The sequence below is a fragment of the Aminobacter sp. Piv2-1 genome (genome assembly GCF_037625995.1).
GTDB lineage: Bacteria > Pseudomonadota > Alphaproteobacteria > Rhizobiales > Rhizobiaceae > Aminobacter.
The window spans coordinates 50,927-77,155 of sequence record NZ_JARKMU010000017.1; the positions used below are offsets into that span (position 1 = coordinate 50,927).

Below are 26,229 nucleotides of genomic sequence, written 5' to 3' on the forward strand. Positions count from 1 at the left end.
GGACAGAGCGCTTCAGGATCCGGTCGAGATCGGCGTAGGTGAAGGCGGGGGCGCGGCCGATGAGGAACGACGGGGCGAACACATCGATCACCTTCTGACCGGGTTTCCGAGCTTCACGTATCCTGCGTCGGAGCTGTTTCAGTTGACCGACATCATGCCTCACCTGTTCGAGCGCCAGGTCGAGTCCCTGCAGGACGGGGTTGCCCGCTTCTATGCAGCCAGAGGCTATGCGGAGGCACCTCCGCCCTACGCGGAGCTCAACGATCGTGTCTTGTTATGATCCCCAGCTTGTTGTCATCTCGCGCGGTAAGGTGCTCTCGAATCTGCTAAGCGGTAAGTATTGTTGGGCTCGGACTATATGGCTGCAGTCAAGAAGAAGACGAATTCGCCGCTAGATGCACGTTTCACATTCGCAGAGGACTCATTTGCCCGGCTGACGGGCGGGTGGGACTCTCATCTACGACCTGCTGTGGGCGTAGTGGACGGCGAACCGTATCTCCTGCGGTTGTTCAAGAAAACGGGCACTCCACTCGATGACGATCTGAGGGTGATTGTCGGGCGTGGACTGAGGCGCATTCGCCGTGTGCTTTCCTCCCGTCGCGCGAGAGACGTCCTGGTCGAAGTTCTCGAAACGGTGGAAGACCAGCACGAGCTGGCCATCGTCATGGCGGGCCCTGGGAGTCCGATTTCCGCAGCACCACAACGCCGGACGAGGCAAGGGCGCTATCTTACGAGTGCAAGTCGTGGCGTCTTCTGGCGCAATATGGTCCGGGTGGCAGAAGCGCTCGCGCTCTGTCACGACGCCGGCATCGTGCACGGCGGTGTCAGCCTGCATTCGATTTTCTCGCACCGGGACGACAGCGCTGATTATCGCCTCGGTGGCGTCGAGGCGTGCGTTCATATAGCAGACGGCGATCTCAAGGAGTCCGGTCATCTGCTTCGCGCCTCTGGCGTGATCTCGTTCCGGCAAGACTGGATCGACCTGTCTGCGGTTGCCCGCGCGCTGCTCGGCCTCGATGGTGACAACCCGCCCGCGCTACTTTCCGTCGAGCGCCGAATGTTGGAACGGCTGGCCAGTCCCCCGCAGTTTCAACTGTTCGACGGTGCGGTCGTCCTCGACGAGTTGAGAAACGTCGTGACCGAGCTCGACAGGGTTGGCTCCAGCTCGGAGGGTGAGCTCGTTCTTTATCCTTCCCGGGACGTGGTTCAGAGCGATTTGCCGGCCCTGTCGTCGGGAACGATACCCGCAGCGGATGGCGGTGCGATCATGCAGTTTGTTGCCGACGATCTGCTGTCGTCCGGCGTCCGCCTTGTTCCGGCCGACCAGGACACGGTTCGCCTCATGACGGACCTGGCGGTTTATCATGTTCGTGTCATTAGCGAATCGATCGGGATGATCGTAGCGGCACACCAGCGGCGCCCAAACGAATGGATGCACGGCGCTGTCGACATCGTCCATCGAGTGCATCTCTCCCGAAATCGAGCGAGCGCCGAAGAGCGGGTCCAAAACCTCGGACCAGGCGCCAAGCACTGGCGCGATCTCTTGGAACCCGTCCAGTCTGCCGACCGGACGAGCGACGTTCCAGTATGGTTTGCGCTCATCCTCCTGGAAGCCTTTACCCTGCTAAGGGAGCAGTTTCGCCTCTATCCTGTCCATGTGCTCCCAACAGCCAATGCCGAGGCCAACATCGTGTGGCTGGCGCCCGCCGATGATGCCGCTCGAGATGCGCAGCGAGAAACGATAGGGCTGCGCCGGGCTGCCGACGCACTCAGGCGCGAACTGAAGGATGACGACGGAAAAGCAAACTGGACGTTGTCGCAAACGGCGCGCCTGGCGATGGGCCGCGAGCGCGTGCCGGAACTCAGCTACGAAGGCAGCAGCCTGATCAACGGGAAGATCGCATTCGCATTCGGCACCAACCTCGCGATACAGGTCGGGCAACAGCTTTTCCTGCGGCCCCGTAAGGACACCGGCACCGAGCGAGCCATCCGGCGACGGCTGCAGAACATTGTCGCCGCTAGGTCCAATGTCGAGCTTCTGAGGGCTTTGGACGATCCCGCGCAGGTCCGAATGGATGACGTGTTGCGCGACATCGCTGCGCCTGGCGCGCCGCCAGCCGACGCCGACATGGAGAAGTCCAAGATCGAGGCGTGGGACTCCATCGTCGAGGGCAGGTCCATCAACGTCGTTGTCGGACCGCCCGGGGTGGGTAAGACCTTTTTGATCTCGCACCTAGTGAAGAGCATTCTGCATGAGACGCCCGACGCTCGTATCCTCGTGTCGTCCCAGAACCACGAGACGCTCGTCCATATGGAGGACGAGCTGCGCAAATTCTTACCGGCGCCCCCCACCATCGTCGTTCGCGTCGAGAGATCGCGCTCCAGTGAGAAAGAGAGCACGCTGAGGCGGAGCTCGCAGTCCCTGTTGCGCTCGGTGTCGAAGCCGGATCCGGCCAGCGCTGCGATCATGGCCAATCAGCTCAATCAAATCATCCAGGCTCTCAAACCCTTAGATACGTCCGAGCAATCGACCGCCGACCGCGCGCTCCGCGACACCGACAATCTGATGCTGCGCTCGTCGGATGTGACGCTTGCAACTACGTCGTCGCATATCCTTGAGGAGATGATTGCCGACGGCGAGCAATTCGACTGGGTCTTCATCGAGGAAGCGGCACGGGCCAATGGTGCTGAACTGATCGGTGCTCTGCTCTTGGGGAACCGTCGGGTGATCATCGGCGATCATAATCAGCTCTCGCCGTTCGATGCGGCGGATCGTCAGAAATTCTACGATGCCAGCCGGGCGGGTGAGCTCCTGCGCGATGCCAAGGAGAAGCTCGCCGCGATCTCCGACTTGCCGAGCGAGGTAGAGTTGGCGCTTGAGGCCCTGAAGGCAGATCAGTTTCTGCTCAGCGACGTTCTCGCCATTGCGTCTCGGCTCGAAGAACCCTTCAAGTCGATTGCCGCGCGAGAGGAGATCCGCGCAGCGGATAGCGGGCGTCCGAGCACGATCGCCAACACGCTGCGTGAGCAGAGCCGTATGCACCCAGCGATCTGCGAGCTGGTTTCCAACACCTTCTACAAACGGCTCCTGGTGTCCTCAGACCGCGTGAAGGCTCGCAAACCGGCCGTCGAGTGCGTGGATGGATTTCCGGCTTCTCCCATCGTCATTTTGGACCTACCCTCGTTGAGCGTCGTCAAGCGCCGGGCCTTCGAGCAAACGGCGAAACGCTCGTATCGAAACGAAGTCGAGGCGACGGCGGTTCTAGCCGCCATGCAGAAGCTGCGTCCCATCATCCGCGAAGGCAAGCCGGTACCAACGCTAGTGGTGCTGTCTCCGTACTTGGCGCAGGTCAATCATCTCGAACGACTGCTCAAGCCTCACATCGACACATCCACGGGCACGCTGTTTGGCTTCAGCAGCCCGCGAGGTGATGGAAAGTTCGTCTACACCAGCGACAGCTTCCAAGGGGGCGAGGCCGATGTCGTCGTCGCGAGCCTCGTGCGCAACAACGTTCTCGTGGGCACCAGAGCCCTTGGCTTCATCAAGAATCCGCAACGCCTGAACGTGTTGCTCAGCCGTGCCAAGCACAAGCTCGTTCTCGCCACCAGCCGGCAGTTCATACGCAACGCGGTTGAGGGGATCGACCCCGATGCGGTCAATGACGAACTCGGCTTTCTGCGGACCCTGCTCGACGAAGTGACCCGGCTGTCCGAAGTTGACTTTGCGCCGGTTGGGAAAGGCGCCTCCATCATCCACGTGGATGAGCAGGGGAGGCCATCTCCATGAACAACATCTACATCCCGGCCTGGCACTATCGCGCACCCGGCATCGTCCAGCGGACCTGGGGCTGGAGCCCGGTCGAGGAAATGATCCTGCTGTCACTGGACCGAAGCCCGGGGACGATCAATCACGTCTCCGAGACGCTCAAGATTCCCCGACAGGTGGTCGGCTCGACTGTGGCGCGGCTCATGCAGTTCGGACTTGTCGAAGTCCGGCTCGCGCCGCGCCCAGTTCTCGTCACCAGCAGTATTGGTCATGACTTCATCCGGACCGGCCGCGCACTTCCTGAACGCTCGGCCGATCGTGAGATCGGCATCAGTGTAGTCTACGAGAAGGTCGGACTCTCCGTCTTCAGGACGAGGGACGTTGACACGATCCCCGTCACCAAGCTTCCCGCTAAGGGCGCAATCATTCGGTTTCCGGAAGGGGAGCCACCAGAGACGAACTATTCGATGATGCAACGCGTCAACGAGTTCATGGTCGGTATGCTGAGGCCCGGAGAATGGCTACGCGGCGTGCAAGCCAACAGCTCCTTCTTGGAGGCGAGATTCCTCGTGCTTGATCTCGATGAGGTAGGATCTGGCGTATTTCCGCAAGGTGCGAGCGACCAACTCGTCGAGGCCCTCAAAGCGACGATCAAGACCGGCGTTCTACCGAAGACCACAACACCGCCGCCCGAGCGTCCCGTATCTATCCAGACCCGGCTCAGCGCCAGCGACATCGTTGTCGGGGCCGAGCAGCACTTGCAACGCTTCGAGCAGATTGTTGGCGCCGCCAAGTCCAATGTATTCGTCCTGTCCACGTTCGTGGCTTCCCAGTCCGATGAACAGGGCCGGGATCGTCGGGACCGCATCGTGCGAGCCCTGGAGGATGCGTGCAGGCGCGGCGTGAGATGCCACCTCTTCTTCGGCACCTCGCTCGATCGCTCCAAGCACGCCGCTGCCATGCAGGAACTCTATCTGCGCCTGTCCGCGGTACGGCAAACCAGAGGATTTCTCCTCGTGCAGAGGGATCCGGTCGAGAGCCATGCCAAGTTCCTCGTTGCTGACGACGGCCACGACGGCGCGGTGGTGATGATGGGATCGTGCAATTGGCTCCACTCTCCCTTTTCAGCCGTTGAAGTTTCGGCCGAACTCAGAGAGCCCAACGCGGTCGCAGAAGGGCTTGATCTACTCCGTGAGATTGTGTCCAGGCTCTCAAGCGCCAGCCGATCCGTGGAGGCACTGCTGTTCATGGCGTCCGAGCTGCGGCGCCAGCGAAACATGCTGTCGACGTCTGAAGAGGCGGAAGCGCCGGCAGCGACACTGACGATCCTGCTTGCCGCTGACCATGAGCGCCTGCTGCGCGTTGCGGCCCACGATGCGCAACAGCGCTTCGTCTGCTGTACCAACAAGGTCGGCGCGAACATGGTCCCGGCGCTGTTCGATCCCGCCGAGATCGCCGGCCGGCGGCTCAGCGACGTTCGCATCTATTATTCACGCCGGACCGGACCGGTAAAGCGCAGCCACGTCACAAAGCATCGGGAACGGCTCCACGGCATAGTGGACCTCACAGGTGTGCCCGAACCGCAGTTGCATGCGAAGTTTCTAGCCTGGGACGCCGACCACGTCGTCGTCAGCAGTCTGAACTGGGGGTCCCAGTCAGGGCTCGAGGACAACCCGCTCGATGAAATCGGCCTCTATCTCGAGGGACCCAAGCTGGCGACGTCGTTGCTAAAGACCTTCGAGCGTGAGCTCGAATGAGATGGCCGCAGCGCTTTGCTATTTCAGGGGTGCCGTCTGCTCGCAGTTCGGGAACTGGCTGCAGCCCAGGAAACGGCGATTGGCGGGTCCGGTTCGCTCGACCAAGTGACCGGCCCGACACGCTGGGCATTGACGCAGTAGCTCGCCGTCTATCGTCTCAAAGCGGAGGTCGTTGCCGGCAATCTCGGAGAGCTCACGGATGTAGCGGGATGGTTCCCGGGCGTTGGCGAGCAGGAAGACGCCGCGGCTGGCGCGAGTCAGGGCCACGTAGAACAAAGCGCCGCTCCTCCGCATATTCGAACGCTTCCGGTCGCGGCATCACGAGATTGAGCAGCTCATCGTCCTCGATACGGCTCGGCACCCCATAGTCGCCTTCGCTGACATCGAGCAGAATCGTGTAGTCCGCCTCCAACCCCTTGGCCCGATGGAACGACAGTCCCGACACCTCGATGTTGTCGAACCGGGGCGTTGAACCCTTGAATGGGTCGAGCTGGTTGTAACGCCATAGCACCATCACCTTGAGCTTCTGGCGCATATCGCTCCGCCACTGTTCCGAGAGACCACCAAGGAAGCTGTCGAGGCGCCTCAGGAGCCGCCAGCAGGCGTCGCCAAAGTCCGGTTTGGTCCCGTTGCCGTCGATCGGAACAACGCGGATCGACCTGGCGATCGCTGCCCGTGTCGATCGTACCGACTTCTTGAGCTGTGCGGGGTTGCGCTGGACGAAGTTCGCGGCCGTTTCGACAATGAGCTGGTTGCAGCGATAGGTCTGCTCAAGCCGGCCCTGCCAGCTCGCGCCGAAATTTGCCTCGAACTGCGTGAAGATTGTGATGTCGGAACCCGCAAACCGGTAGATCGACTGCCAGTCGTCGCCCACGGCGAATATTTTGGTAAATGCCCTCTGGTGCTTTAGCGCCTTCACGAGGTTCGCACTCGGCTCGGAAATGTCCTGGAATTCATCGGCAAGAATTAGGGCGTAAGGGCTCTGATACTTGCCGGTTTCTACGAGGCGCGTCGCGTTGGCAATCATCGAGTCGAAATCGATGCGGTTGGCTTCATCGAGCTTACGGGAATAGGCCTGGGTGATGAACCAGACCGCCCGCGCGAATTGCTTGGCACGGGTCTTATCGTGCAGCGATCCTGCGCGCTCAATCAGCATGTCGAGGGTCAGATGACTGGCGCGGATATGCTTGATGCAGACCGCGATCAGCTTGTGATAGTGCTTGATCACCACCGGCTCTAGGGCCTGGACGATGGCGGAATAGCTTTTGCGCTGAAACGGGATGCTGCGCTTCGAAAGTTCGGCTTCGAGCGCCTCGACGAGGGTACCATTCTGCGCCTGCGCCGACGTCGTTTCGAACACGTCCAGCTCCGCGTCGCGATATGAAGCCCGCTTGCTTTGGGCGTGTGCGACATAGTTGGCGAAGGGCGACGAGCCGTCGGCATTGACCGCAAGATGCTCGTGGATCGTGCGGCTTGCCGGATAGTAGAAGTCCGGATGCAGGTGCGTGGTCGCGCCATCTTCATCCTCGACCGCGACCTGCCGCTCGTACTCAAATTCCACCGAGTGCAGCCAGAGCCAGTTGACAATGGTCTGCTCCTGCAACGACTTTACAAAGACACCGGCCATCGTTCCGATCGTCGCGTTACCTCTGCGCCGGCGCACCGACAAATAGCGATCGTGGTCGGCCTTCGTGTCGAAAACCTCAGCGGGGATATCGGCCTTGGGATACAGGACGAGAAGGTCGATCCAGAGCTTGGCGAACTCATGTTTCGAGCCGAGGAGGTCCTCTATGATCGCCTCGATGACCCTGGCCTCACCAGCCGGATGCTCCACCCAGTCGGCAAGTTGGGGCGGACGGCCTTCGGCCTCTTCGATGATGCCGCGGCCCAGCGCGTGAAAGGTGGTGACGCGGCATTTCAGATCTACCGTGTCGATGCCGAGTTGACGGGCAATCCGCTCTCTTAGTTGCTCGGCCGCGCTCCTGTTGAAGGCGAGCACGAGGATCTCGTCCGGGCGATGCAGCTGCTTGGCGAGGACGTATGCCACCTTGCCGACCATGGTCGCGGACTTCCCGGATCCCGCTGACGCGACCAGCAGGTTGTTGTCCTCGAGACGAATGCAGGCTTCTCGCTGCTGGTCGGAAAGAGACCGTCCATCGATGTCATCGAAGAAGCGGCGGTACCTGGAGACCTCGGCCCCGACAAACTCGTCATTGTATCGGTGCCGAATGTTCGCATCTATGAGGAAGGCTAGCGACGACGGCAAGGCTGCCTTCAAGCCTGGCGGCATCAACTGCGGATCGAAGAGCGGATGGGACAACGCCATCGCCGCATCGCCAGCAACGTCCGCAATGGCCCGCGCAAGATCGGCGTAGGCCAGATACCGCTGCTGGTTCTGCGTGATGGCCCGAAGGCGGATGTCCACTTCGCCCAGTTGGTCTGCGTGGGAGGCAACCAGGTTCGAAAGATGGTTGTTGACGAAGCGATGGAGGTCGGCCGCGAGTTGCTGCGCAGCCTGTTTTCCCAGACAGGCGAGACTGTCGACGCGATGATGGGATCGCACATCGACGTGATGCCAAAGCAGCGCCTTGCGCACTGAGATGGCCGTCGCATCGATGCAGGGCAGATCGATGCTTTCGGTCGACACCAGTCGCAGACTGCCCGGCGTCGAGGGATTGAGTACGAGCTTCCATCGTCCCGACGGTAGAAACCGGGCGAAGAAACCAGGGCGATATGTTCGAGCGCGTCCAGACATTCTGGACTAGGTGCCACAACAATGGCAGCGTCGTCACGCTGGCACGATGATTTACCGCCGACCACGGGAGTTACGAGAAGTCACTGGCAGCCTCGTCAAGACGGCCTCTCAGTGTATCCAGTTCCGCTAGTTTGAAATGACATAGACGTGACCCTCGACGTCCTCTCCACGATCCCGGCGGACCAGAACGGGCCGGATCCAGATCAGTCGGCGTTCGAGATTGCCGGCGCCATGGGGCTGCCGCCGCCAATGTCCTCGGCGCCAATGCGGCAGCAGTTCGCGGCCGGATGGCATTGTGAGATTGGCCTGGGCTTCAGCGGCGTCCGGCGCGTTCAGTTGCAGAGTTATGGTTCGCGTCGAAAAGAAGCCCCTTTCCGCCAGTTGTCCCGTTGCGGTGCGGCGACGCTTGAGCGTGGAGCCCCGCGATGCAATGTCGACGAGCGATTGAGGCGCATCCGTCGGCCAGCCCGGTTCTGAAGCCACGGGCTCGGCCGATAGCAGGCAGATGGCGTTGCAGAGGAGCGCCAGGACGCTGCGCATTGTTGGCAGTGCCGCGAGATTGAAGGCTGCGGCGCGCTCATAGCCGGTGGTTACTGGTTTCTCCACCAAGAATCCTTCTTCGGTAGCTTGCCGGATTCCATCGATGAGCGCGGCTTGGGCTTCGGGCTCGGCCTCGAGGGCGATATCGCCCGACCTCGTTGCGCGTTCGATTGCCGCTTCGAGAGTGTCTTCGGCGGCCGCCAGGATTTTCAGCTGAGCGTAGAAGTGCGGTTCGGGACTGGTGATCCAGGCTGATTTTGCCCCTGTGGCGCCATCTGTGCGACGGGCTGTGACGTAAAACGTCAGATAGCGGTGAGGTGCTGCGTCGTCTTCGATCTTGAACGTTTCGACATAAGCGCCATCGATCACGTTCGGAAGGCCGGGCAGACCGACTGCGAGGCCCCCGGCGAACCCAAGGTAGAAGGCCCTGAACGGAAGCCGGATGTCGGACAGCCGGATATCGCCGAGATCGGTCCGCCCCAGAAGTGCGGTCACCTCCCTCGGCAGGAGGAACGAATTGCGCCCGGCGCTGGCGAAATTCGCAATATGTGCGAGTGTGCTGACGGTCTTGTTCACCGCGTCCATAGTGGATGGGCGCTGCTCGAAAGCTATCAGGCCGAGGCCTGCATTGTAGAGCTCGACCACGTGTCCGGTCACGAGGTCCAGTGTTGCGCTGCTCAGCAGACCCTGCGGGTCGCTGCGAACGGCCTGCTGAACAATCCGATCGGAGCCGGGCACGGCACGCAGAAAGCGCATCGGGTGAACGTCTTCGGCGCGAAATCCCATGACAGAAACCCTCGGTCGCTTCAGCACCTCCGAAGCAGTATGCACAACGCTTGCCTGTCAAGTGCGGACGCGAGAATCTCAAGCCGTAGGAGACCTCCCAATACCGCGTCTGCAAGGCCTTCAAGACTGTACCCAGCCGCGGGCTTTCATTTCCTGGCGGCCGTGTGAGGTGTTCGGACGAGCTCGGTCACGCTACTCGCGCTGGCTGAACTGAAGCGTCCCGATGGCGGTCCGTCCGAACCCCTCCAAGCTATGCTTGGTCAACCGGAAGGGCACGAGACGCCTCGGGACACGCCGATCCAGGTCGGCGGTCGCATACCCTGCCTGGAGCCAACGACGTTGCCGGCTACATCTATCCAATCCACGTCAGACCGGATTGCAAGACTGACAAGACGCAGCCCACGGTATGTGTCCGGCGGCTTTGAGATGCCATGTTTCCTAAAGCAGCCAGCCCGTAAACCACCCCACAGTTAGACGTCTCGCCTGCCGGCGGTTCATGTCTGCTTTTGAGAAATCGAAAGTGAGGCCTGAACGGCCGAGATGAGGGCGCGTTGGTGAACGTGGCCCCGCTGTGTTCAGCGAGGCCGCGCTGGTCAGATTTCCGTTGTCTCGGCAAGCGTAAGCGCATCATCGATATCGACACCGAGGTATCGAGCGGTGTTTTCGATCTTAGTGTGTCCAAGCAATATCTGAATAGCTCGGATATTGCCGGTAGCCTTGTAGATCAGGGCGGCCTTGGTACGGCGGAGCGAATGCGTTCCGTATTCCTCGAGACGCAGACAAGCGATCCGGTCTTCATCTTGACGAGGTCGCAACCGCGAAGCTTGCTGTCGATTGCGAGGTCGACCGCGACTATCGGGCGGATGCGGTGGTCACCAAGATCCCGACGCCGAACGGCGAGATGATCGTGTCTCGTCAGGTGATCGTCCCGTACGCGCGACCAAGCCTTAAAGCGTGATCTGGCCCTCCGACGTCACTGGGGAAAGCAGCGTGCGAAGCGATCTCAGCTTCGCTAACAGCTCGTCGAACGTGAGGATGGAGATGCTCGCAAGGGCGTTGCGGTACAACTCGAAGGAGCGTTTGCGGTCGTGATCGGCAGGCATCGTCCCGACGACGAGTACGCCCCGCATACCGAATGATTCCATGCGCACGCTGCGATTCGTGTCGCGCAATGTCGCGATCCGGCTTTGCAGGAGATTCAACTGGTCGAGCACCTGCGACACGCCGCCGGCGACTTCGGCCGACGGACGGTACACCCCGCCGCGATATTCGCGCGTCGCGAGCAGAGGCGTATCCGGGGTCTTGATCTCGAGCACAGCGAGATTGTCCGTGAGATGGTTGGCGAGCAGGAAATCGGTGATCGTCTCGCCGGCGCCACTGATCCGTTTGCCGCCGACATGCGCCTGACCCTGAAGCAAGAGCACGGGCACGTTGAATGCGAGGTCCAGGATGAACGGATTTGCCTCGAAGAGTTTCTGCCACTGGGACTCATTCGCCTGGGCCGCCAGCTTCGCTTCGATATGCGCGATTAGCTCTTCGAGGGAGGCGAGCTCGATCTCATCATGCAGTTTCAGCACCGCGTCACGCTGTTTCTTCAGTGACGTGCGGACGGTCGCACTGGCAAGTCCGATCACGACGCCACGGTCATGATCGGAGAGTTTCGCGTCGACGATAGTGGCCCCTACCAACTCCGCGATGTCCCCCGGTTCACGGTCGATCACCTTCATCGGGAATTTCGCATCATCGATGCGGTGGAGCAGGTTGGTATAGGCGGATTGCTGCTTCTTCTTCACACTGGATGCACGTGCTTGCACGTCGAAGCGGTTAGCACTGCGCCGAAGCTCGTCGAACAAGTCATAACCCATCTCGAAGGTACCGCCGTCGTCAGACAGGGAGACTTCAAGCGACTTCTTATCGGTGAGCCGCAAACAGCGTACGCCGCCGATTTGGGCCAACGCACGGGGAATGAAATACAGGGTTCGATCGATCCCCAACCCGAAGTTAGGGTCTTTGATGAAGCCTGAAGGCATGCCTTCCGCGAGATAACTCGTGACGTCATCGAGCGTCTCGGGGAGGTAGTAGGTATCCTCGTCATCAAAATCGGTGCGAGCGTTTGTATAGAAACTTGCTGTTTCGTAGAGTTCGATCGACCTGATCGGATGATGCTTCGGCATTAGGAACTGCGCCGGCTTTGGCATCGTGTTGACCGGAAAGATTGTAGTGGTGTGGCTGCCCGCATCGAATCGCAGCAGCAGCACCTTGGCACTTGCGTCGTCCGAATGCTTTGCAGCGTCGAGCCGCACCTTCGACGGCGTAAAATAGACGTCCGCCCTGCCAGGCATTCCTGTGTCTAAAGACAGGGTGCCTTTGTCATCGTCCCCGAACTGCCATCCAAACGTTGCCATGGTGCGAACAAGCAATGTATTGCGCAGTAACGCAAGTAGATTCGCGTATCGTCGAACCCATCCGCGGTTGAAAACTTGTTCTCCTATGTTCATATCAAAGGGCATGCACATATGGAGGTGAGGGATGCGCATGCAGTACAAGAATAAGCCGTTCAATGCGGGAGAATTTTCGAAGGACCTCATGTCGGCTGCCGTCGACAGCATCAAGGCGCAGCTGCAGGAGCGCTTCAGTGCTATCCGCCATCCGGAGACAGGAGAGTTCCCGTCGGTCATTGTCTATGGCGAGGCCATCGATGACCTGCGCCTCACCATTGAAGGCTCGCCGGCCCTGCTCGCCGTCGTCAAGGGACAGATGAATGAGAACGAGTTGGACGCTACCAGCTTCCAGCCGATCGCAAGCGGCCCGCCAAAGGCTTTCCTCAGTTATTCGTTCGATGATCGCGCGATCGCGGACAAAGTCGCGCGAGGGCTAATGGCGAGCGGCGTCGACACCTGGTGGGCCGAGTGGGAGATCGGCTCCGGGGACAGCCTGCGCCAGAAGATCGATGTCGGTCTCGGGAACTGCACGCATTTCATTGTGCTGCTTACCCCAAGCGCGATGAAGAAGCCCTGGGTGCAACAGGAAATGGACGCAGGGCTGGTGCGCCGCATCTCCGGTCAGGCGCGGTTCATCGCGCTCAGGCAGGATCTTGCCGCCAAGGATCTGCCGCCGCTGCTGTCAGGCATGCTCTCGCCGGAGCTCGATCCGTCCGACCTCGATCAGGGCGTGCGTGATCTCGTGAACGACATCCATGGGGTATCGCGCAAGCCGCCACTCGGACCGGCTCCCGCGAGCGTCAGTTTACCGGCGACGGGTTATTCCAAGACCGCAACGGCGATCGCGAAGATCTTCGTCGAGGAGACGACGGACGCCATGTTCTCGCATCCCCAAAAAGGGATCGATGAACTTGCCGCAGCGATCGAGGCATCCGAGGATGATGTCGAGGATGCCCTTCATGAGCTTCGCGACCTCGTCACTGTAAGCTTCGACCGGGTTTTCCCCAAGGCCGACCTGTTCGTCGCCTTCGATAAGCATTTCATGCCATTCTCTCCGGAAGAGGATGCGCTTCGCATCGCAGCGGATCTCATCAACGACCCGGCCATGCCGCATGATACGGCGGAGGTCGCGGCGCGGTACGGCTGGGAGCCGAGGCGCATCAACCCTGCGCTCGCTTACCTGCTAGCTCGAAAGCTGATCGTCGACTACCAGGTGCTGGCAAGCAGCTACAACTGCATCCGGGTCGTTAAGACCGACGCGACTCGGCGGTTCGTCAAGAGCCGTAGCTGACCGAGCGGAAATCGCTGCGGGTAACCACCCGACCGGATAGAATGCGGCCCGGAGGTTACCCATGGGCAAGGTAGATATCGGTCTGAAACAGGCGCAGCGCCTGGCGCAGCTCTCACCTAAAGCGCGCTTCGCGTTCCTTGCCGAAGGGCTGCCTCATTCGGGAGAGTTCATTCAGCTTCTGGAATGCAGCGAATGCGCTTGAGGCCTACGCGCGAGTGTGAGGTATTGGAAGGCTTCGCGGAAGAGGAGGCCGCGAAGGCGCTTATCCTGATGGATATCGTGCGCTGCCCGCCCGCGCTGCTCGCCGAGCGCATGCGCCCGATGCTCGGATGGTTCTACAATCATTTGGCGCGGCTCATCTACGCCAAGGCCGCCGACTGCAAGCCGGTCGATACGACCATGCTACAGGAGACGGCGACGCAGTTAGCACGCTATATGATCGCTGGCGGGGCCACCAGAATGGTTTACGGCGAAAAGCATCCCGCTATCACGTCCGCTTTAAGGCGCACGAAAATTCTGCCTTAGCGACTGAAAAAAGGGCGCAAAGCTGTCATTCGCATTCAGACGTCTGGACGTCGCCCTCGGGTCAAACGGCGACCTTGACCAACAACAGGCGAGCGAAAGCGACACCATCGTCTGTCTCTCTTCGCCCAACCTGCGCGACAGCCCGCTCCATCGCTTGAAAAATGGGGATTGTTCGGACGATGATCATCATCGGAATTAGCCGCCGAATGGCAAAGGACATCCTGCCGCCTGTAGCGTCCTCTTTGCGGCCGCCTTTCCGACTGTCGATGCCCCCAGCCAGTCACACTCCACCCTTCTGTCCGCATGGTGGTTGCAGCGGAAGCGAAGATCAAGGCTAACCCAAAACGCGCTCGGTCAACAGTGAGCTGAAAAATGCCGCCAGGTCGCGGCACCATGGCAAGTGTGCAGTCCCGGGCGTTTGCTGCCGCTTTCCCTGTTCGCTTTCCCACGCGGCCTGTTCCGACCTCCTGCATTCCCTGTTCCCGAAAGTAGGGTATTTCGGCGTAATACCTTGAACTAGCGAGGTATTTTGCAGTGCCTGATCGCAGACACGCCTGGAAGGAGCCGAAAATTCCCTGAAAATCGGGGGGTATCAAGGAAATTGGAGAGCGAGACCCGTTCGCTCACGACTGCCCACACCACCAGCGGAATTTCCCCTAATTGCTACGTTTGCCTTGGCTCGGAATTGTGCCGATCCCTGCGCCTGTCACGGTGACACGGCCGGCCTGGCTTTGCAGGCAGACGAGCGGCTTCGAGCGCACTGAGATGAGCGCCGCCCCGGCAACCCCAAAAGCGCTAGCTCCTTTGGCCACCTGTCGTGTGGCCAGGTTGCGGTGTAGCATCGTCCCCATACCACCAGGAATTGCTGGAAGCACCTTCATCCCATCGAGGCAACGCTCTTTGGAGGAGCACGGCCATGGGCCTGAACTCCCTTGTCGGATCAACGGCGATCGTGGCTGCCCTGGTCTCGGTTGGCGCGGAAGCCAGTGCCACCGAAATCGACACCGCCATCGTGTTCGCGGTCGATGTCTCGGGCTCGGTCGATCCGGCCACTGCCGAGCTGCAGCGCGAGGGTCATGCCGCGGCGATCTCCTCGCAGGCGGTCCTGTCAGCCATCGCTCGCACCCACGCGGGCTGCATCGCGATCACCTATGTCGAATGGTCCAGCTACGGCCAGATGCGCTCGGTGCTGCCGTGGACGAATGTCTGCGGGCCGGAAGATGCACAGGCCGTGGCGTCTGCCATCAGCGAGGGCGGCGACAGGGGGTTTGGTTGTGAAGCCATGTGCCAGACTTCCATTTCCTTCGCCATCGACATGAGCGTGACGCTCTTGGGCAGCTACGCGGGAAAAGCGTCCAACAAGATTATCGACATCTCCGCCAATGGCATCAACAACGACGGACTGCCCGTCGAGGAAAGCAGGCTGCGGGCGATAGCTGCGGGCTGCACGATCAACGCAATAGCGCTCCCGGAGATCCGGCTCGGTGTTCGCAATGACCTCACCAGCTACTTCGCCGACAACGTCATCGGAGGTCCAAATGCCTTTGTCATGCCGCTTACCAGTCCGAGCCTGTACACGTCAGCCTTGCGCCAGAAACTGGTGAAGGAGATCAGCTTGGCCGAACCAACCGGCGCCGTCGGTTCGGTCGCTCTACTGGCCATGCCGGAGACGCGGTAACGGCCCATCAGGTGCACTGCCAGGAGACGTTTGTCGGCATCCCCGATCAGGCCTTCAGCAGCAGCGGAGTTGGCTTGGCAGCACGTTGAAATGGTCCTTGAAACTCTTGGAGAAATAGGACGGCGACATGAAGCCGCAAGCGATAGCGATATCGGTGATCGGCATGTCGGTCAGTTCGATCAACTGGCGCGCCCGGCGCATCCGCAGCTTGATGTAGTACTGGCGCGGCGTGGTCGAAAGCAGACGCTCGAACAGGCGCTCGACCTGGCGGCGCGACAGCGCCGCCCAGCGCGCGATCTCGATCAGCGGCAGCGGATCCTCGACGTTGCGTTCCATTTGCTGGATGATCTGCATCAGCTTGCGGCCGCTTGCGCCATGGCGCAAGCCGGGCGGTGCCGATTGGCAGCTCGCGCCGTCGCGCCAGCGGTCGGCGGTCAGATGCTGGCAGATGCTTCTTGCCAGCTCCGCGTCGCACTGCCGTTGGACAAGGTCGATCGCCAGGTCGAATGCGGCGAAATCGCCCGCACAGGTGACGATCTGGCGGTCGCTCACGAACAGGGCGTCGTCGACATCGAGGTCGTAGAAGCTCTCCGCGAACGCCGCCATCTTGCTCCAGTGGATCGTGCAGCGCCTGTCGCCAAGCAGCCCGGCATCCGCGAGCAGCCAGGCGGCGGTGCCCATCGCATAAAGCGGCACGCAGGCACGGGCGGCGCGGCGCAGGAAGGCGCGCAACTGGTGGGTGCTGTACCTCTCCACCTCCTCCCCGGCGCAGATCATGAATGCAGGCTGCCGCGTCGCTTGCCCCTCCAGCAGCCCTTCGAAACGCCGCGCAACGCCGACGGAGATGCCACCGGCACTGGTGACCGACTGGCCATCGATGCTCGCCAGTCGCCAGCGAAAGAGCTTTCGGCCGGACAGGGCATTCGCAAGGTTGAGCGGTTCGATCAGCGCGGCCAGCGATAGCTGCGAAAAGCCGGGCAGCAACAGGATCTCGACATCCAGGCTCTCGACATGGAGCTGGTCCGGGGCGCGCTCAGCCTGCACCCCTCCTTGCTCGCAATGGGCTTCGAATCCGGCATGTTTGTATGGCGCGTTCATCGCTGGCTCTTTCTGTTTCTCCCCCAGACACTCGGTCCCGGTCTCCGCGGCTCGTCAGTCCGCACGCCTGCGGCGATAATCCTGCAGCCAGGAGAGCGACTTCTCCCAGCCGCCGAACGGAAACAGATGCGCGAAGATGCGGGGGGCATCGGACGGCAGGTCGGCCTCTATCGCCCCGATCAGATCGCCCGGATCCTTGTCCGCGAGGACATTGAACAGCCCGACGCCCGAGCGCCGTAGGGCGGCCAGCGACGGCCCCACGCCGCACATCACGGCGAACTTGATGAGCTTGGTCAGCGAGGTGACGCCGGCCAATCCGAGATGGACCGGAACCCCCGGATAGTTGCGGTGCAGGTTCATGGCCCAGGCCGCCATCATCGCGCCGTCGAAAGCGAATTGCGAGACGACGCGCGGGGCTAGTCCGCGGTCGTGGCAGATGGCGATCTTGCGCAGCAGCGCATGGGCGAGCGCGTTCTGGCTGATCGCCGGGTGGCCTTCCGGATAGCCGCCGACGAAGGCTGTGGCGAAGCTGCTGTCGGCGATGACCGGATGGGCGAGAAGATCGGCGGCGTCCTCTAGCGGGCCGCTGGCCGACAGCGGATTGCCGCCGACGAACAGCGCCTCGGTGACGCCGTTGCGGCTGTGTGCCTGGACGAGGTCGGTGAACTCCCGGACCGTCTCAAAATGCCTGGCGCCGAGATGCGGAACGGGAACGAAGCCGGCTTGCTTCAGCAGCCTCGCCGCCTCGACCTGCATGGCGATGGGCTTGCCCTCGAGATGGGTCAGGAACACCCGCGAACCGCGCGGAAATGCTTGGTCGGACGGCGTGAATCCGGTTGCCTGGGCCGGCGCCAGTTCGATCGATACCCCCTCGCCCACGAGATTGGGCAAGGGCAGCGGCGAAAGGCGATGCTTGAGTTCGGGCATGGTGATCTCCGGCACTAGGGGAGCGCGCGCCGGCTCGGGTCTCCGGCTGTGATGTCGGCGAAGAGGAGAAGGACGCTCAGCCCGGATCAGGGCGGCGAAAAATCGTAAGCGCATTTCGGCCGGGCGGGCGGAATGCCCGCCTCCGGCACGACGGCCTGATCCGGATAGGCGCTCATGACCGGGCGTAGCTCTCGCCGAGCGCAGCCGGCTGGCGGCTCTTGCCCTTGGCCATGACGATGATGGCGATCGAGATGACATAGGGCAGAGCGAGCAGTAACTGGTAGGGCACGGCTGCTCCTATCGCCTGGCTGTGGGTGGCGAGCGACTCCAGGAAGGAGAAGGCGAGCACGGCGAACGTCACCCGCAGCGGGTGCCAGTTGCCGGCAATCAGCGCCACGACCACCAGCCAGCCGCGACCGGCCGAAAGCTCGGGGACGAAACGGTCGGAGAAGCCGAGCATCAGGAACGCCCCGCCAAGCCCGGTCATGGCGCTGCCGAAGATGGTGGCAGCGTACTGCCTGATGGCGACATTGAGGCCCATCGTGTCGAGCGCTGCCGGGTTTTCGCCGAGCGCGCGCAGTTCGAGCCCGGTCCTGGTGCGGTAGAGGAAGGCCCAGACGACCGGCACCAGGGCAAAGGCTGCATAGGTCAAGAGCCGCTGGTCGAACAGCACCGGGCCGACGACGGGTATGTCCGAGAGATAAGGAACCGGCACCGTGCCGATGCTGTCGAAGGTCGGCTGCGCCTTGCCCTTCACGAAGCTGCGGAACCAGAACAGCGTCAGCCCGCTGGCGAGCAGGTTGATGCCCAGCCCGGTGATGAAGTGGTCGACGCGGAGCGTGACGCTCAGGAAGGCGGTGATGGCGCCGAGCACCATCGCGGCAAGCACGGCAAGCGCGAATGCGGTCAGGTGATCGCCAGTGACCGCATAGGCGATGTAGGCCATGAAGGCGCCGGTCAGCATCGTGCCTTCGACGCCGACATTCCAGATGCCGGCACGCTGGGTTACCAATTCGCCCATGGCCGAGAGCAGCAGCGGTGTGGCGATACGGATCGTCGCGGCGAGCAGGCTGACGAAAATGGCTTCCTGAAACAGTCCGCTCATTTTGCAGAGCTCCATGTGAGGCGGTAGCGGGCGAGCGCCGTGCCGCAGAGGACGAAGAGCAGGATGGTGCCCTGCATCGCCTGGATCAGGGAATCCGGCACGCCGCTCTGGATGCGCATGTCGACGGCGCCCGACGACAGGCCGCCGAACAGGATGGCGACCGCCACGGTTCCGGCCGGGCGCAGGCCGCCGACCATGGCGACGATGATACCGCCATAACCGAGGCCGAAGAGATAGTCGGCCTTCAGGCGATGCTGGACGCCGAGCAGCTCCACCCCGCCGGCAAGGCCCGCGAGTGCACCCGAAAGCAGCATCGTGACGAGCACGATGCGCGGCACGTCCATACCCATGAAGCGCAGCGCCGTCTGGTTGGCTCCGAGCGCCCGCATGTCGTATCCGGCCGACGTGCGCTCGAGCAGCAGGTGGACTGATATTGCCGCGGCGATCGCGATCAGGAGGCCGGCATGCAGCGGCCCCGAAAGTTGCGGCAACCAGGCCGACTGCGCCAGGAGCGGCGTCTGGTGGTAGGCGACGGTCGTGCCCGCCTCGGTCCACGGCCCGCCGGAAAGCAGCCAGGACAGCAGGTAGACGACGATGTAATTGAGCATGACCGTCGAGAAGATCTCGTTGACCTCATAGCGGTTGCGCAGCACCGCCGCGATGCCCGACATCGTCGCGCCGCCGAGTATGGCGCCGGCCATCGCAAGCGGTCCGACGACGAACAGCGGCGCGTCCGGCAGCGACGAGGCGACCCAGTAGGCGCCCATCGCGCCGGCATAGACCTGCCCTTCCTGGCCGATGCTCCATATCCGGGCCCGGAAGACCACGAGTGCGGCGAGCCCGGTGAGGATGAGCGGTGTGGCGTCCACCAGCGTGCGCAAGACGGCGCGCTGGCTGCCGAAAGCGCCGCGCAGCAGGGCGGCGAAGGCAGTGGAGACATCGGCCGACGACAGCTTGAGCAGCACCGCGGTGGCGGCAAAGCCTGCCAGTATCGCCAGGCCATAGGACATGCCCTGCCAGAGCAGGCTGGAGGCATGGCGTTGTTCGAGCTTAATGCGCACGGGCATCTCCTCCCGGAATGGCCTGGCCGGCCATCATCAGGCCGAGATGCTGCGGGGTTGTCGCGGCCGGCTCGACCACGCCGACGATCTTGCCCCGGTGGATGACGGCGATGCGGTCGCAGAGCGTCATCAGGTCGTCGAGCTCCTCCGATGCCAGGAGAATGCCGAAGCCCTCCGATTTCTTGGCCAGCAGTTGCCGGTAGACATAGTCGATGACGCCGACGTCGAGCCCGCGCGTCGGCTGGTTGGCGAGCAGCAGCGAGGTGCTGCGCTGCAGCTCGCGGGCGAGGATCACCTTCTGGGCGTTGCCGCCCGAAAGACGATCGACGCGGGCGGCACTGTCCCTGGCGGCGACGCGATACTCGGACATCCGGTCGGTTGCAAAGGAGCTGATCGCCTTGCGGTCGAGGAACGGCCCCTTGCGGAAGGCGCAGTCGTGATGGCGGCCGAGCACGATGTTGTCGGCGATGGTGAAGCTGCCGATCAGGCCCTGGAGATAGCGATCGTCGGGGATATGCCCGACGCCGAGGTCGATGACGTCCCTTGTCGAACTGGCTGTCACATCCTTGCCGTCGATGCTGATCCGGCCGGCCTCGAGCGGCCGCACGCGCATGATGGTTTCGAACAATTCGCGCTGGCCGTTGCCGGCGACACCAGCGAGGCCGACGATCTCATGCGAACGCACCTGGATGCTCAGCCCGTCGAGCACGCGGTGGCCGCGCTCTCCATTGACGTAGACGTCGTTGAGGTCGAGCACGATTTCGCCGGGCGCCTCCCTGTTGTGGTCGTAAGACGGCGAAACCTTGCGCCCGACCATCAGCACCGAAAGCTCTTCAGGGGATGTCTCTGCGGTCCTGAGCGACGCGACAAGCTTGCCGGCGCGCAACACCGTGACACGGTCCGAGCGCATCACCTCGCGCAGCTTGTGGGAGATCAGCACGATCGCCATGCCGGCGTCGCGCATGCGCTCCAGCGCAGCCATCAGCCGGTCCGATTCCTGCGGGGTCAGCACCGCTGTCGGCTCGTCGAGGATCAATATCCGCACGCCGAGGAACAGGACCTTGATGATCTCGACCCATTGCTGGAGGCCGACTGGCAGTTCCTCGACGATGGCGTCAGGGGAAAGCTCGACGCCGTAGTCCGAGCAGAGCTCAGCAAGGCGCCGGCGCGCGGTCTTCGTGTCGAGGAACAATCCCCTGCCGCCGGCCCCCACCAGCACGTTCTCGATGACGCTCAGCCGCCCGACAAGCTTGAAATGCTGGTGGATCATGCCGATGCCGAAGCGCAGCGCCTCGGCCGGCGAACGCAGTTTCACGGGTTTGACGTCGATGGCCAGTTCACCGCTGTCGGGCTGGACATAGCCATAGAGACAGCCGGACAGGGTGGATTTGCCGGCGCCGTTCTCGCCGAACAGGCAATGGATCTCGCCGGCATGTATTTCGAGCGACACGTCGTCCAGCGCGACGACATCGCCATATCTCTTGCTCAATCCGCTGGCCTGCAACGCAACAGTCATTTCCCTAGAACTCCTCCGGCGCGTGAGCGCACTTCCTTGCGGCCCGCCGGTCTCCTCCCCGGCGGGCCGCACCGGTCCGCCTATTGCGAAACGGGCAAAGCGGTATCGAGCGGCACCTTAAGGCTGCCGTCGCGAATGGCCTTCTCGGTTTCCGCGACCTTTGCCTTCACCTCTTCGGGCACCTTGGCGTCGAGTGCGTGGTAAGGCGCGAGCGCCACCCCGCCTTCGGCCATGGAGAACCAGCGCGGCTCGGCATTGCCTTGGTAGGGCGCGCCCTTGGTCGCGTGGTTCCACCACTCGTCGATGATCCAGTTGATGTCGGGGTCCCAGAGCGCGACGGCGCTGGTCACCACGTTCTCGGGCGCGAAGTAGTTCTCGTCGGCCTTGCTGCCGAAGCAGTAGACCTTGTTGAGCTTGCAGGCCTCGAAGTTTCCGGTCAGCTGCAGGATGCCGTCGACGCCGGTCGCCACCTGGGCGTTGGTGTACTCGGCGGCCTTGCCCGGGTCGTACCAGGACTCGACGAAGGCGACGCGCTGCTTGACGTCGGTGCGCATCTGCCGGGCGCCTGCAAAGAAGGCATTGATCTCGTCGTTGATGTCGTCGCCGGGGAAGGTTCCGACCACGCCGAGCGATCCCGACTTGCTCATGCCGCCAGCCAGCATGCCGCTCAGATACGACGCCTCGTGGACGCGCTTGTAGATCCAGTACTGGTTGCCGCCCAGCGGCTGGTTGCCCGAGCCGACCACGGCGAACGCCACGTCGGGGAAGTCGTCCTTCACCTTGGCGACCTGGTCCGAATAGGGCCCGTGGCCCCAGATGATCTGGTACTCGCCAGACTCGGCATAGATGCGCATCGCCTCGGCAGCATCCTCGTCGAACACCGGGTCGCCGACGGTCCATTCCACGTCCAACCCGTGCGGCTTCGAGGCCTTCACCCGCTCCAGCGCGGCGATCAGGCTGCTCTGCCACGACGACTCGACGCCGCCGGTGAGCACCAGGGCGATCTTCACCTTGGTCGGCTCATCGGCGAATGCCGAGCCGACCCCGATGGCGCAGACCGCCGCCACCACTGCAATCCCTTTGCCAAATATCGACATTCCAAGGTTCCTCCCTTTGTCGTTCGCGGCCGGCTCGTTCGGCCCGGCCCAACTCTCAGGCTCAGGCAGAGCGCTTCAGCGCGGTGAATGGCGTGGCTACCTGACGGGTCGACACCAGCCCGAGCACGCGTCCGGTCTCGTCGGTCCATTCTGCCTGGATGTCGGCACGACCGACCTCGATCAGATCCGCGCCCAGGCAAGCAAAGCCGATGATTGCCCCGACGGTCGGGCTCCAGGTGACGCTGGTGGCACGGCCGACGACACGGCCTTCATGGACCAGCTTCATCGCCAGCCAGCGGACGCGCGGGCAGAGATTGGGCGAGACATTGGCGCGCTTATAAAGTGCGTAGATCTCGTCGGTGTCGAAGACCAGGCCGGTGAAGCCGTTGGAGCCGTGGCCATTGGCGCGCTGCGCTTCGAGCGCCGCCTTGCCGACGAAGTCGCCCTTGCTGAGGTCGACCAGACGCTCGAGCCCGAGTTCCTTCGGCGTAACCAGGTTGTCGCCGTCGAGCACACCGTGGGCGAACTGCAGCTCCGGCCCGGCACCTGTATAGTCGGCACGGATCAGGATGATGCCGGCCTCGACACGCGCGATATCGGCGGCATATTCGCCCGCCGGCACGATACCGAAATCCTGCCCGGCCTGGCGCACGGCGGCCCAGACGGCAGCCCCGTCCCGCCGGTTCAGCCAGATCTCGTAGCCCAGCTCGCCGGTGAAGCCTTGCCGGACCACCTCGACCTCGGCACCGCCGATGATCGCCTTGCGGATGCGCGAGAAGCGGAACTTGTCCCAGCTCTCGCCCGTCGCCTTCTCGAGCGTCAGCGTCGAGTTCGGCCCCTGCAGCGACAGGATCCCGATCTCATCCGTCACGTCGCGGATCGCGACGTCGAAGCCCTTTGCATGACGCTCGCACCATTCGACCGCCGAGTCGCCCGACAGGCGGTAGACGTTCTCGGCGATGCGCAGCACCAGCCCGTCGGAGACGACATGGCCGCTCTCGGCGCACAGCGGCGTGTAGATGGCATGGCCGATCTCCATGCTGGCGATCGAGCGGGTGATCAGCCGGTCGAGCAGCGCGGCGGCACCGGAGCCGGCGATCTCGGCCTTGGGCAGCGGCGACATGTCGATCATCGCACCCGTCGTGCGGATCGCCCGGATCTCGTCTTCGACGTCGCTGAACATGTCGGGCACCAGGTAGCGGTCCCATGCGTACCACCAGCGTGTCGCATTGTTCGCACTCGAGTGGCTGTGAAACGGGGTACCCTTGAATTCCATGGTGGCTCCTGCCCTCTGCGGTCCGTTCATTAGCCGGACGATATGAAAGGGCGGGCGGAGCGTGAATGACTTTGGGACCTAGAAACATGTCTCTATGTCAGATAACCTGCGACAAGAGAGCCACGACAGCCGGCGATACCCAACCGGGAGGCTTGCATGAGTTCGATCGTTTTCGCCGGGGGACAGACCTTCTCCTTCGGCGAGGCAACCTACGAGAACGGCGGCTTCTTCGGCCCGATGAAGCTTGCCTATCTGCAGATCCTCGCCGTGTTCGAAGGCCAGGCGAAGGTCGGCAGCGACGAGGGCGACTTCGAGGTCAATGCCGGGGAGGCGGCACTGATCCTCAACCGCACGCCGATCTCCTTCCTCTATCCTCGCGACCAGCGAACACGGGTGGCCTGGTGTGAGACGGCGCCTTCTGCAATTTCGAGCCTGGTCATGAAATCCTGGCGCAGTGGACCCGACATCGTTCCGCTCGACAACCGCATCCACCAGCTGATGCTGCTCGGCGTGGAACTCGGCAGTTCGTCGCGTTCGGGCGTCAACGAGGTGCGCAATGCCATCGGCCAGGCGCTATGTAGTTCCTTCGTGCTCGGCGTGCAGGACAAGGAGAACCTCGGCTCGCTGCCGGACGTGGTGCAGCGCGCCAAAGCCTTCATCGACACCAATTTCAAGAAGCAGATCACCGTCGCCGACGTCGCCGACGCGGCCATCGTCAGCCGCCAGCACCTGACGCTGCTGTTCGTCAGGCATATGGGCCTCACCCCTGCCCGTTACATCTGGCATGTCAGAGCTTCGCAAGGTGCTGCCATGCTGATGAACAGCGGTACGCCGATCGCCCGCATCGCCTATGAGTGCGGCTACCAGGATCCGTTCCACTTCTCCCGCCATATCCGCAAGGCGTTCGGGCAGACGCCGCGGGAGCTGAGGACCGGCAAGGGTTTTCGCATTTCCTCGATCGACGCCGAGGAGATGGAGAACACGACTTTCTAGCGCCAGAGAAGGCACGGTCGACTGGCTGGCGGGACGCGTAGCCGGCTGATCTTACTTCTGGACATGTCTTCCTGCCTTGGCGGCATTTCACAAGGACGGTCGATCCCGTAGCTTACAAAAGCCGCGCCTAATAAGCCCAAATCGACAAGTGGCGTCCTGAATTCGCCCTCGCCTCTCCCGCCAACCGCGGGGGTCGAACCCTTCGTTCGTACCGCATCAGGCGAAGTCAGGAGGCGCGGCATCGGCAGAGATGCCGGTTCGACAACCAAAGCGAGGGGACTGGAATGCGATTGAACAGACTTGCGCCTGCGCTGGCCGCCGGCGCCACCCTTTGGGCTGCCTTCGGGACCGGCAGCGCCTTTGCCGCTGATGCCGAAAGCCTAGACTACGTCCGCGTCTGCGACGTCTACGGCACCGGCTTCTACTACATTCCCGGCACCGAGACCTGTCTCAGGGTCGGCGGCTATCTGCGCCTCGAGACCGGCTTCGGCCCGCTCTTCGGCGTCGATGTCGACGCCGACGGCGACCGTGACACCTACTACACGCTCGCCCGCTTCCAGCTGCAGACTGACGCCCGCGCCGAAACCGAGTTCGGCACGTTCCGCACCTATGCCAACATCAATTTCCAGCACAAACGCGACGCCACCGACGCAGTCCAGAGCGCCGAGATCGAGATGGCGATGATCGAACTCGGCGGCTTCTTCGCCGGCGTCAACGACTCGCTTTTCATCACCCAGACCTACTATGCCGGCGCCGTCTCCAACGACGCGATCGTAGGCTACGGCCCGTTCACCACCACCATGCTCGGCTACACCTACACCGGCTCGAACGGGCTGACATTGGCCGCCGCACTGGAAGGCGGCTCGGGCGAAGACGTGATCGACAGCTACATGCCGCGCGTCGTGATCGGCGGCGCCTATGCGCAGGACTGGGGCAGCGTGACCGCCGTCGCGGGCTACGATTCCGTCGCCGAGGAATGGGCCGGCAAGGTCAGGCTCGACCTGACCATCAACGACAGGATCTCGCTCTGGGCCATGGCCGGCGCCAAGACCGACGACAGCGATCCCTATTCGCAATTCTATGGCGTGTGGGGCGGGCGCTGGGCTGTCTGGGGCGGCGGTGCTGCCAAGCTCACTGACAAGGCGACCTTCAACCTGCAGCTCGGCTACGACGCCCAGGAGAATTTTGCCGCGGTCGCCAATGTCGCCTGGAAGGTGGTCGATGGCCTGACCGTCTCGCCGGAAGTCGGCTACTACGACAACTTCGATCTGGCCGACGCCGACGCAATCGGCGGCTTCGTCCGCATCCAGGCGGACTTCTGACGGAAGCATCCTCCCTTGCTGCCCGTCACGGCGTCCGGAGCCTGCACCGGACGCCGTTTTCGTTTAGAGCAATTCCAGGAAAAGTGTGCAGCGGTTTTCCGTACGGAATTGTGTAAAAACAAAGAGATAGAGCGTTTCCGCGATTCCAAGAAAAGCGGAAGCGCTCTAAGCCCTCACCCCAGCCGTTCGGCGTGCCACCTGAGGTGATCGTCCATGCAGGTGGAGATGAAGTTGTAGGAATGGTCGTAGCCGTCCTGCATGCGCAGGGTGAGCCCGATGCCGGCCTTGTTGCACG

20 protein-coding genes and 2 pseudogenes are annotated in these 26,229 nt (G+C 62.5%); 9 read left to right on the forward strand and 13 right to left on the reverse strand.

Annotated features, from left to right (window positions below; all coding sequences use genetic code 11):
* Positions 1-142 precede the first annotated feature (142 nt).
* The 3 genes from AmiPiv_RS23830 (at position 143) to AmiPiv_RS23840 (ending at position 5,523) form a co-directional block, all read left to right on the forward strand.
* On the forward strand, positions 143-280 hold the full coding sequence (locus tag AmiPiv_RS23830) for a hypothetical protein (RefSeq protein WP_340041560.1): 138 nt from the start codon (positions 143-145) through the stop codon (positions 278-280).
* Positions 281-358: 78 nt separating this feature from the next.
* Positions 359-3,787 (forward strand): AAA domain-containing protein, encoded by a 3,429-nt coding sequence (locus tag AmiPiv_RS23835; RefSeq protein ID WP_340041561.1) that lies wholly within the window; start codon positions 359-361, stop codon positions 3,785-3,787.
* Positions 3,784-5,523, forward strand: coding sequence for a phospholipase D-like domain-containing protein (locus AmiPiv_RS23840; protein WP_340041562.1), 1,740 nt, complete (start codon positions 3,784-3,786; stop codon positions 5,521-5,523). The genes AmiPiv_RS23835 and AmiPiv_RS23840 overlap by 4 nt, the downstream gene beginning before the upstream one ends.
* 18 nt (positions 5,524-5,541) lie before the next feature.
* On the opposite strand, the gene AmiPiv_RS23845 is transcribed toward AmiPiv_RS23840, so the two are convergent.
* The 5 genes and pseudogenes from AmiPiv_RS23845 to AmiPiv_RS23865 form a co-directional block, all read right to left on the reverse strand.
* Complete coding sequence (locus AmiPiv_RS23845; RefSeq protein ID WP_340041563.1) at positions 5,542-5,817, reverse strand: topoisomerase DNA-binding C4 zinc finger domain-containing protein; 276 nt, start codon at positions 5,815-5,817, stop codon at positions 5,542-5,544.
* The gene (locus AmiPiv_RS23850; RefSeq protein WP_340041565.1) at positions 5,717-8,170 is read right to left on the reverse strand and encodes a UvrD-helicase domain-containing protein; all 2,454 of its coding nucleotides are present in this window, start codon (positions 8,168-8,170) and stop codon (positions 5,717-5,719) included. Before AmiPiv_RS23850 ends, AmiPiv_RS23845 begins: the two co-directional genes overlap by 101 nt.
* 234 nt (positions 8,171-8,404) lie before the next feature.
* Positions 8,405-9,604, reverse strand: coding sequence for a hypothetical protein (locus AmiPiv_RS23855; RefSeq protein WP_340041566.1), 1,200 nt, complete (start codon positions 9,602-9,604; stop codon positions 8,405-8,407).
* A 593-nt stretch (positions 9,605-10,197) separates the two neighbouring features.
* Positions 10,198-10,383 (reverse strand): annotated as a pseudogene (locus AmiPiv_RS23860) (tyrosine-type recombinase/integrase); the annotation flags it as partial.
* Positions 10,384-10,551: 168 nt separating this feature from the next.
* The gene (locus AmiPiv_RS23865) at positions 10,552-11,946 is read right to left on the reverse strand and encodes a Shedu immune nuclease family protein (protein ID WP_340041567.1); all 1,395 of its coding nucleotides are present in this window, start codon (positions 11,944-11,946) and stop codon (positions 10,552-10,554) included.
* A 187-nt stretch (positions 11,947-12,133) separates the two neighbouring features.
* Between AmiPiv_RS23865 and AmiPiv_RS23870 the strand changes: the two genes are divergently transcribed.
* The 4 genes from AmiPiv_RS23870 (at position 12,134) to AmiPiv_RS23885 (ending at position 15,539) form a co-directional block, all read left to right on the forward strand.
* Positions 12,134-13,336, forward strand: a complete 1,203-nt coding sequence (locus tag AmiPiv_RS23870) for a toll/interleukin-1 receptor domain-containing protein (protein WP_340041569.1) — start codon at positions 12,134-12,136, stop codon at positions 13,334-13,336.
* Positions 13,337-13,397: 61 nt separating this feature from the next.
* Complete coding sequence (locus AmiPiv_RS23875) at positions 13,398-13,538, forward strand: hypothetical protein (RefSeq protein WP_340041570.1); 141 nt, start codon at positions 13,398-13,400, stop codon at positions 13,536-13,538.
* 23 nt (positions 13,539-13,561) lie between these two features.
* Positions 13,562-13,861: a hypothetical protein gene (locus AmiPiv_RS23880; protein WP_340041571.1), complete on the forward strand. Its 300-nt coding sequence runs from the start codon at positions 13,562-13,564 to the stop codon at positions 13,859-13,861.
* 916 nt (positions 13,862-14,777) lie between these two features.
* The gene (locus AmiPiv_RS23885) at positions 14,778-15,539 is read left to right on the forward strand and encodes a DUF1194 domain-containing protein (protein ID WP_340041572.1); all 762 of its coding nucleotides are present in this window, start codon (positions 14,778-14,780) and stop codon (positions 15,537-15,539) included.
* Positions 15,540-15,593: 54 nt separating this feature from the next.
* On the opposite strand, the gene AmiPiv_RS23890 is transcribed toward AmiPiv_RS23885, so the two are convergent.
* From AmiPiv_RS23890 to AmiPiv_RS23920, 7 genes are all read right to left on the reverse strand, one after another.
* Entirely contained in the window at positions 15,594-16,637 is a 1,044-nt protein-coding gene (locus AmiPiv_RS23890; RefSeq protein WP_340041573.1) for a GlxA family transcriptional regulator, read from the reverse strand.
* A gap of 54 nt (positions 16,638-16,691) precedes the next feature.
* Positions 16,692-17,564, reverse strand: coding sequence for a methylenetetrahydrofolate reductase (locus AmiPiv_RS23895; protein WP_340041575.1), 873 nt, complete (start codon positions 17,562-17,564; stop codon positions 16,692-16,694).
* Positions 17,565-17,736: 172 nt separating this feature from the next.
* The gene (locus AmiPiv_RS23900; protein ID WP_340041576.1) at positions 17,737-18,669 is read right to left on the reverse strand and encodes an ABC transporter permease; all 933 of its coding nucleotides are present in this window, start codon (positions 18,667-18,669) and stop codon (positions 17,737-17,739) included.
* Entirely contained in the window at positions 18,666-19,730 is a 1,065-nt protein-coding gene (locus tag AmiPiv_RS23905) for an ABC transporter permease (protein ID WP_340041578.1), read from the reverse strand. Before AmiPiv_RS23905 ends, AmiPiv_RS23900 begins: the two co-directional genes overlap by 4 nt.
* Positions 19,720-21,246, reverse strand: a complete 1,527-nt coding sequence (locus AmiPiv_RS23910) for an ABC transporter ATP-binding protein (RefSeq protein ID WP_340041580.1) — start codon at positions 21,244-21,246, stop codon at positions 19,720-19,722. Before AmiPiv_RS23910 ends, AmiPiv_RS23905 begins: the two co-directional genes overlap by 11 nt.
* A gap of 80 nt (positions 21,247-21,326) precedes the next feature.
* Positions 21,327-22,343 (reverse strand): BMP family lipoprotein, encoded by a 1,017-nt coding sequence (locus AmiPiv_RS23915; RefSeq protein WP_340041581.1) that lies wholly within the window; start codon positions 22,341-22,343, stop codon positions 21,327-21,329.
* A gap of 61 nt (positions 22,344-22,404) precedes the next feature.
* Positions 22,405-23,619, reverse strand: a complete 1,215-nt coding sequence (locus tag AmiPiv_RS23920) for an aminomethyltransferase family protein (RefSeq protein ID WP_340041583.1) — start codon at positions 23,617-23,619, stop codon at positions 22,405-22,407.
* Between the two features lie 156 nt (positions 23,620-23,775).
* On the opposite strand from AmiPiv_RS23920, the gene AmiPiv_RS23925 reads away from it, so the two are divergent.
* Both AmiPiv_RS23925 and AmiPiv_RS23930 read left to right on the forward strand, forming a co-directional pair.
* Positions 23,776-24,612, forward strand: a complete 837-nt coding sequence (locus AmiPiv_RS23925; protein WP_340041585.1) for a helix-turn-helix transcriptional regulator — start codon at positions 23,776-23,778, stop codon at positions 24,610-24,612.
* Between the two features lie 284 nt (positions 24,613-24,896).
* Positions 24,897-25,934, forward strand: coding sequence for a porin (locus tag AmiPiv_RS23930; protein ID WP_340041586.1), 1,038 nt, complete (start codon positions 24,897-24,899; stop codon positions 25,932-25,934).
* A 173-nt stretch (positions 25,935-26,107) separates the two neighbouring features.
* On the opposite strand, the pseudogene AmiPiv_RS23935 reads toward AmiPiv_RS23930, so the two are convergent.
* A pseudogene (locus AmiPiv_RS23935) lies at positions 26,108-26,229 on the reverse strand (S-formylglutathione hydrolase); the annotation flags it as partial.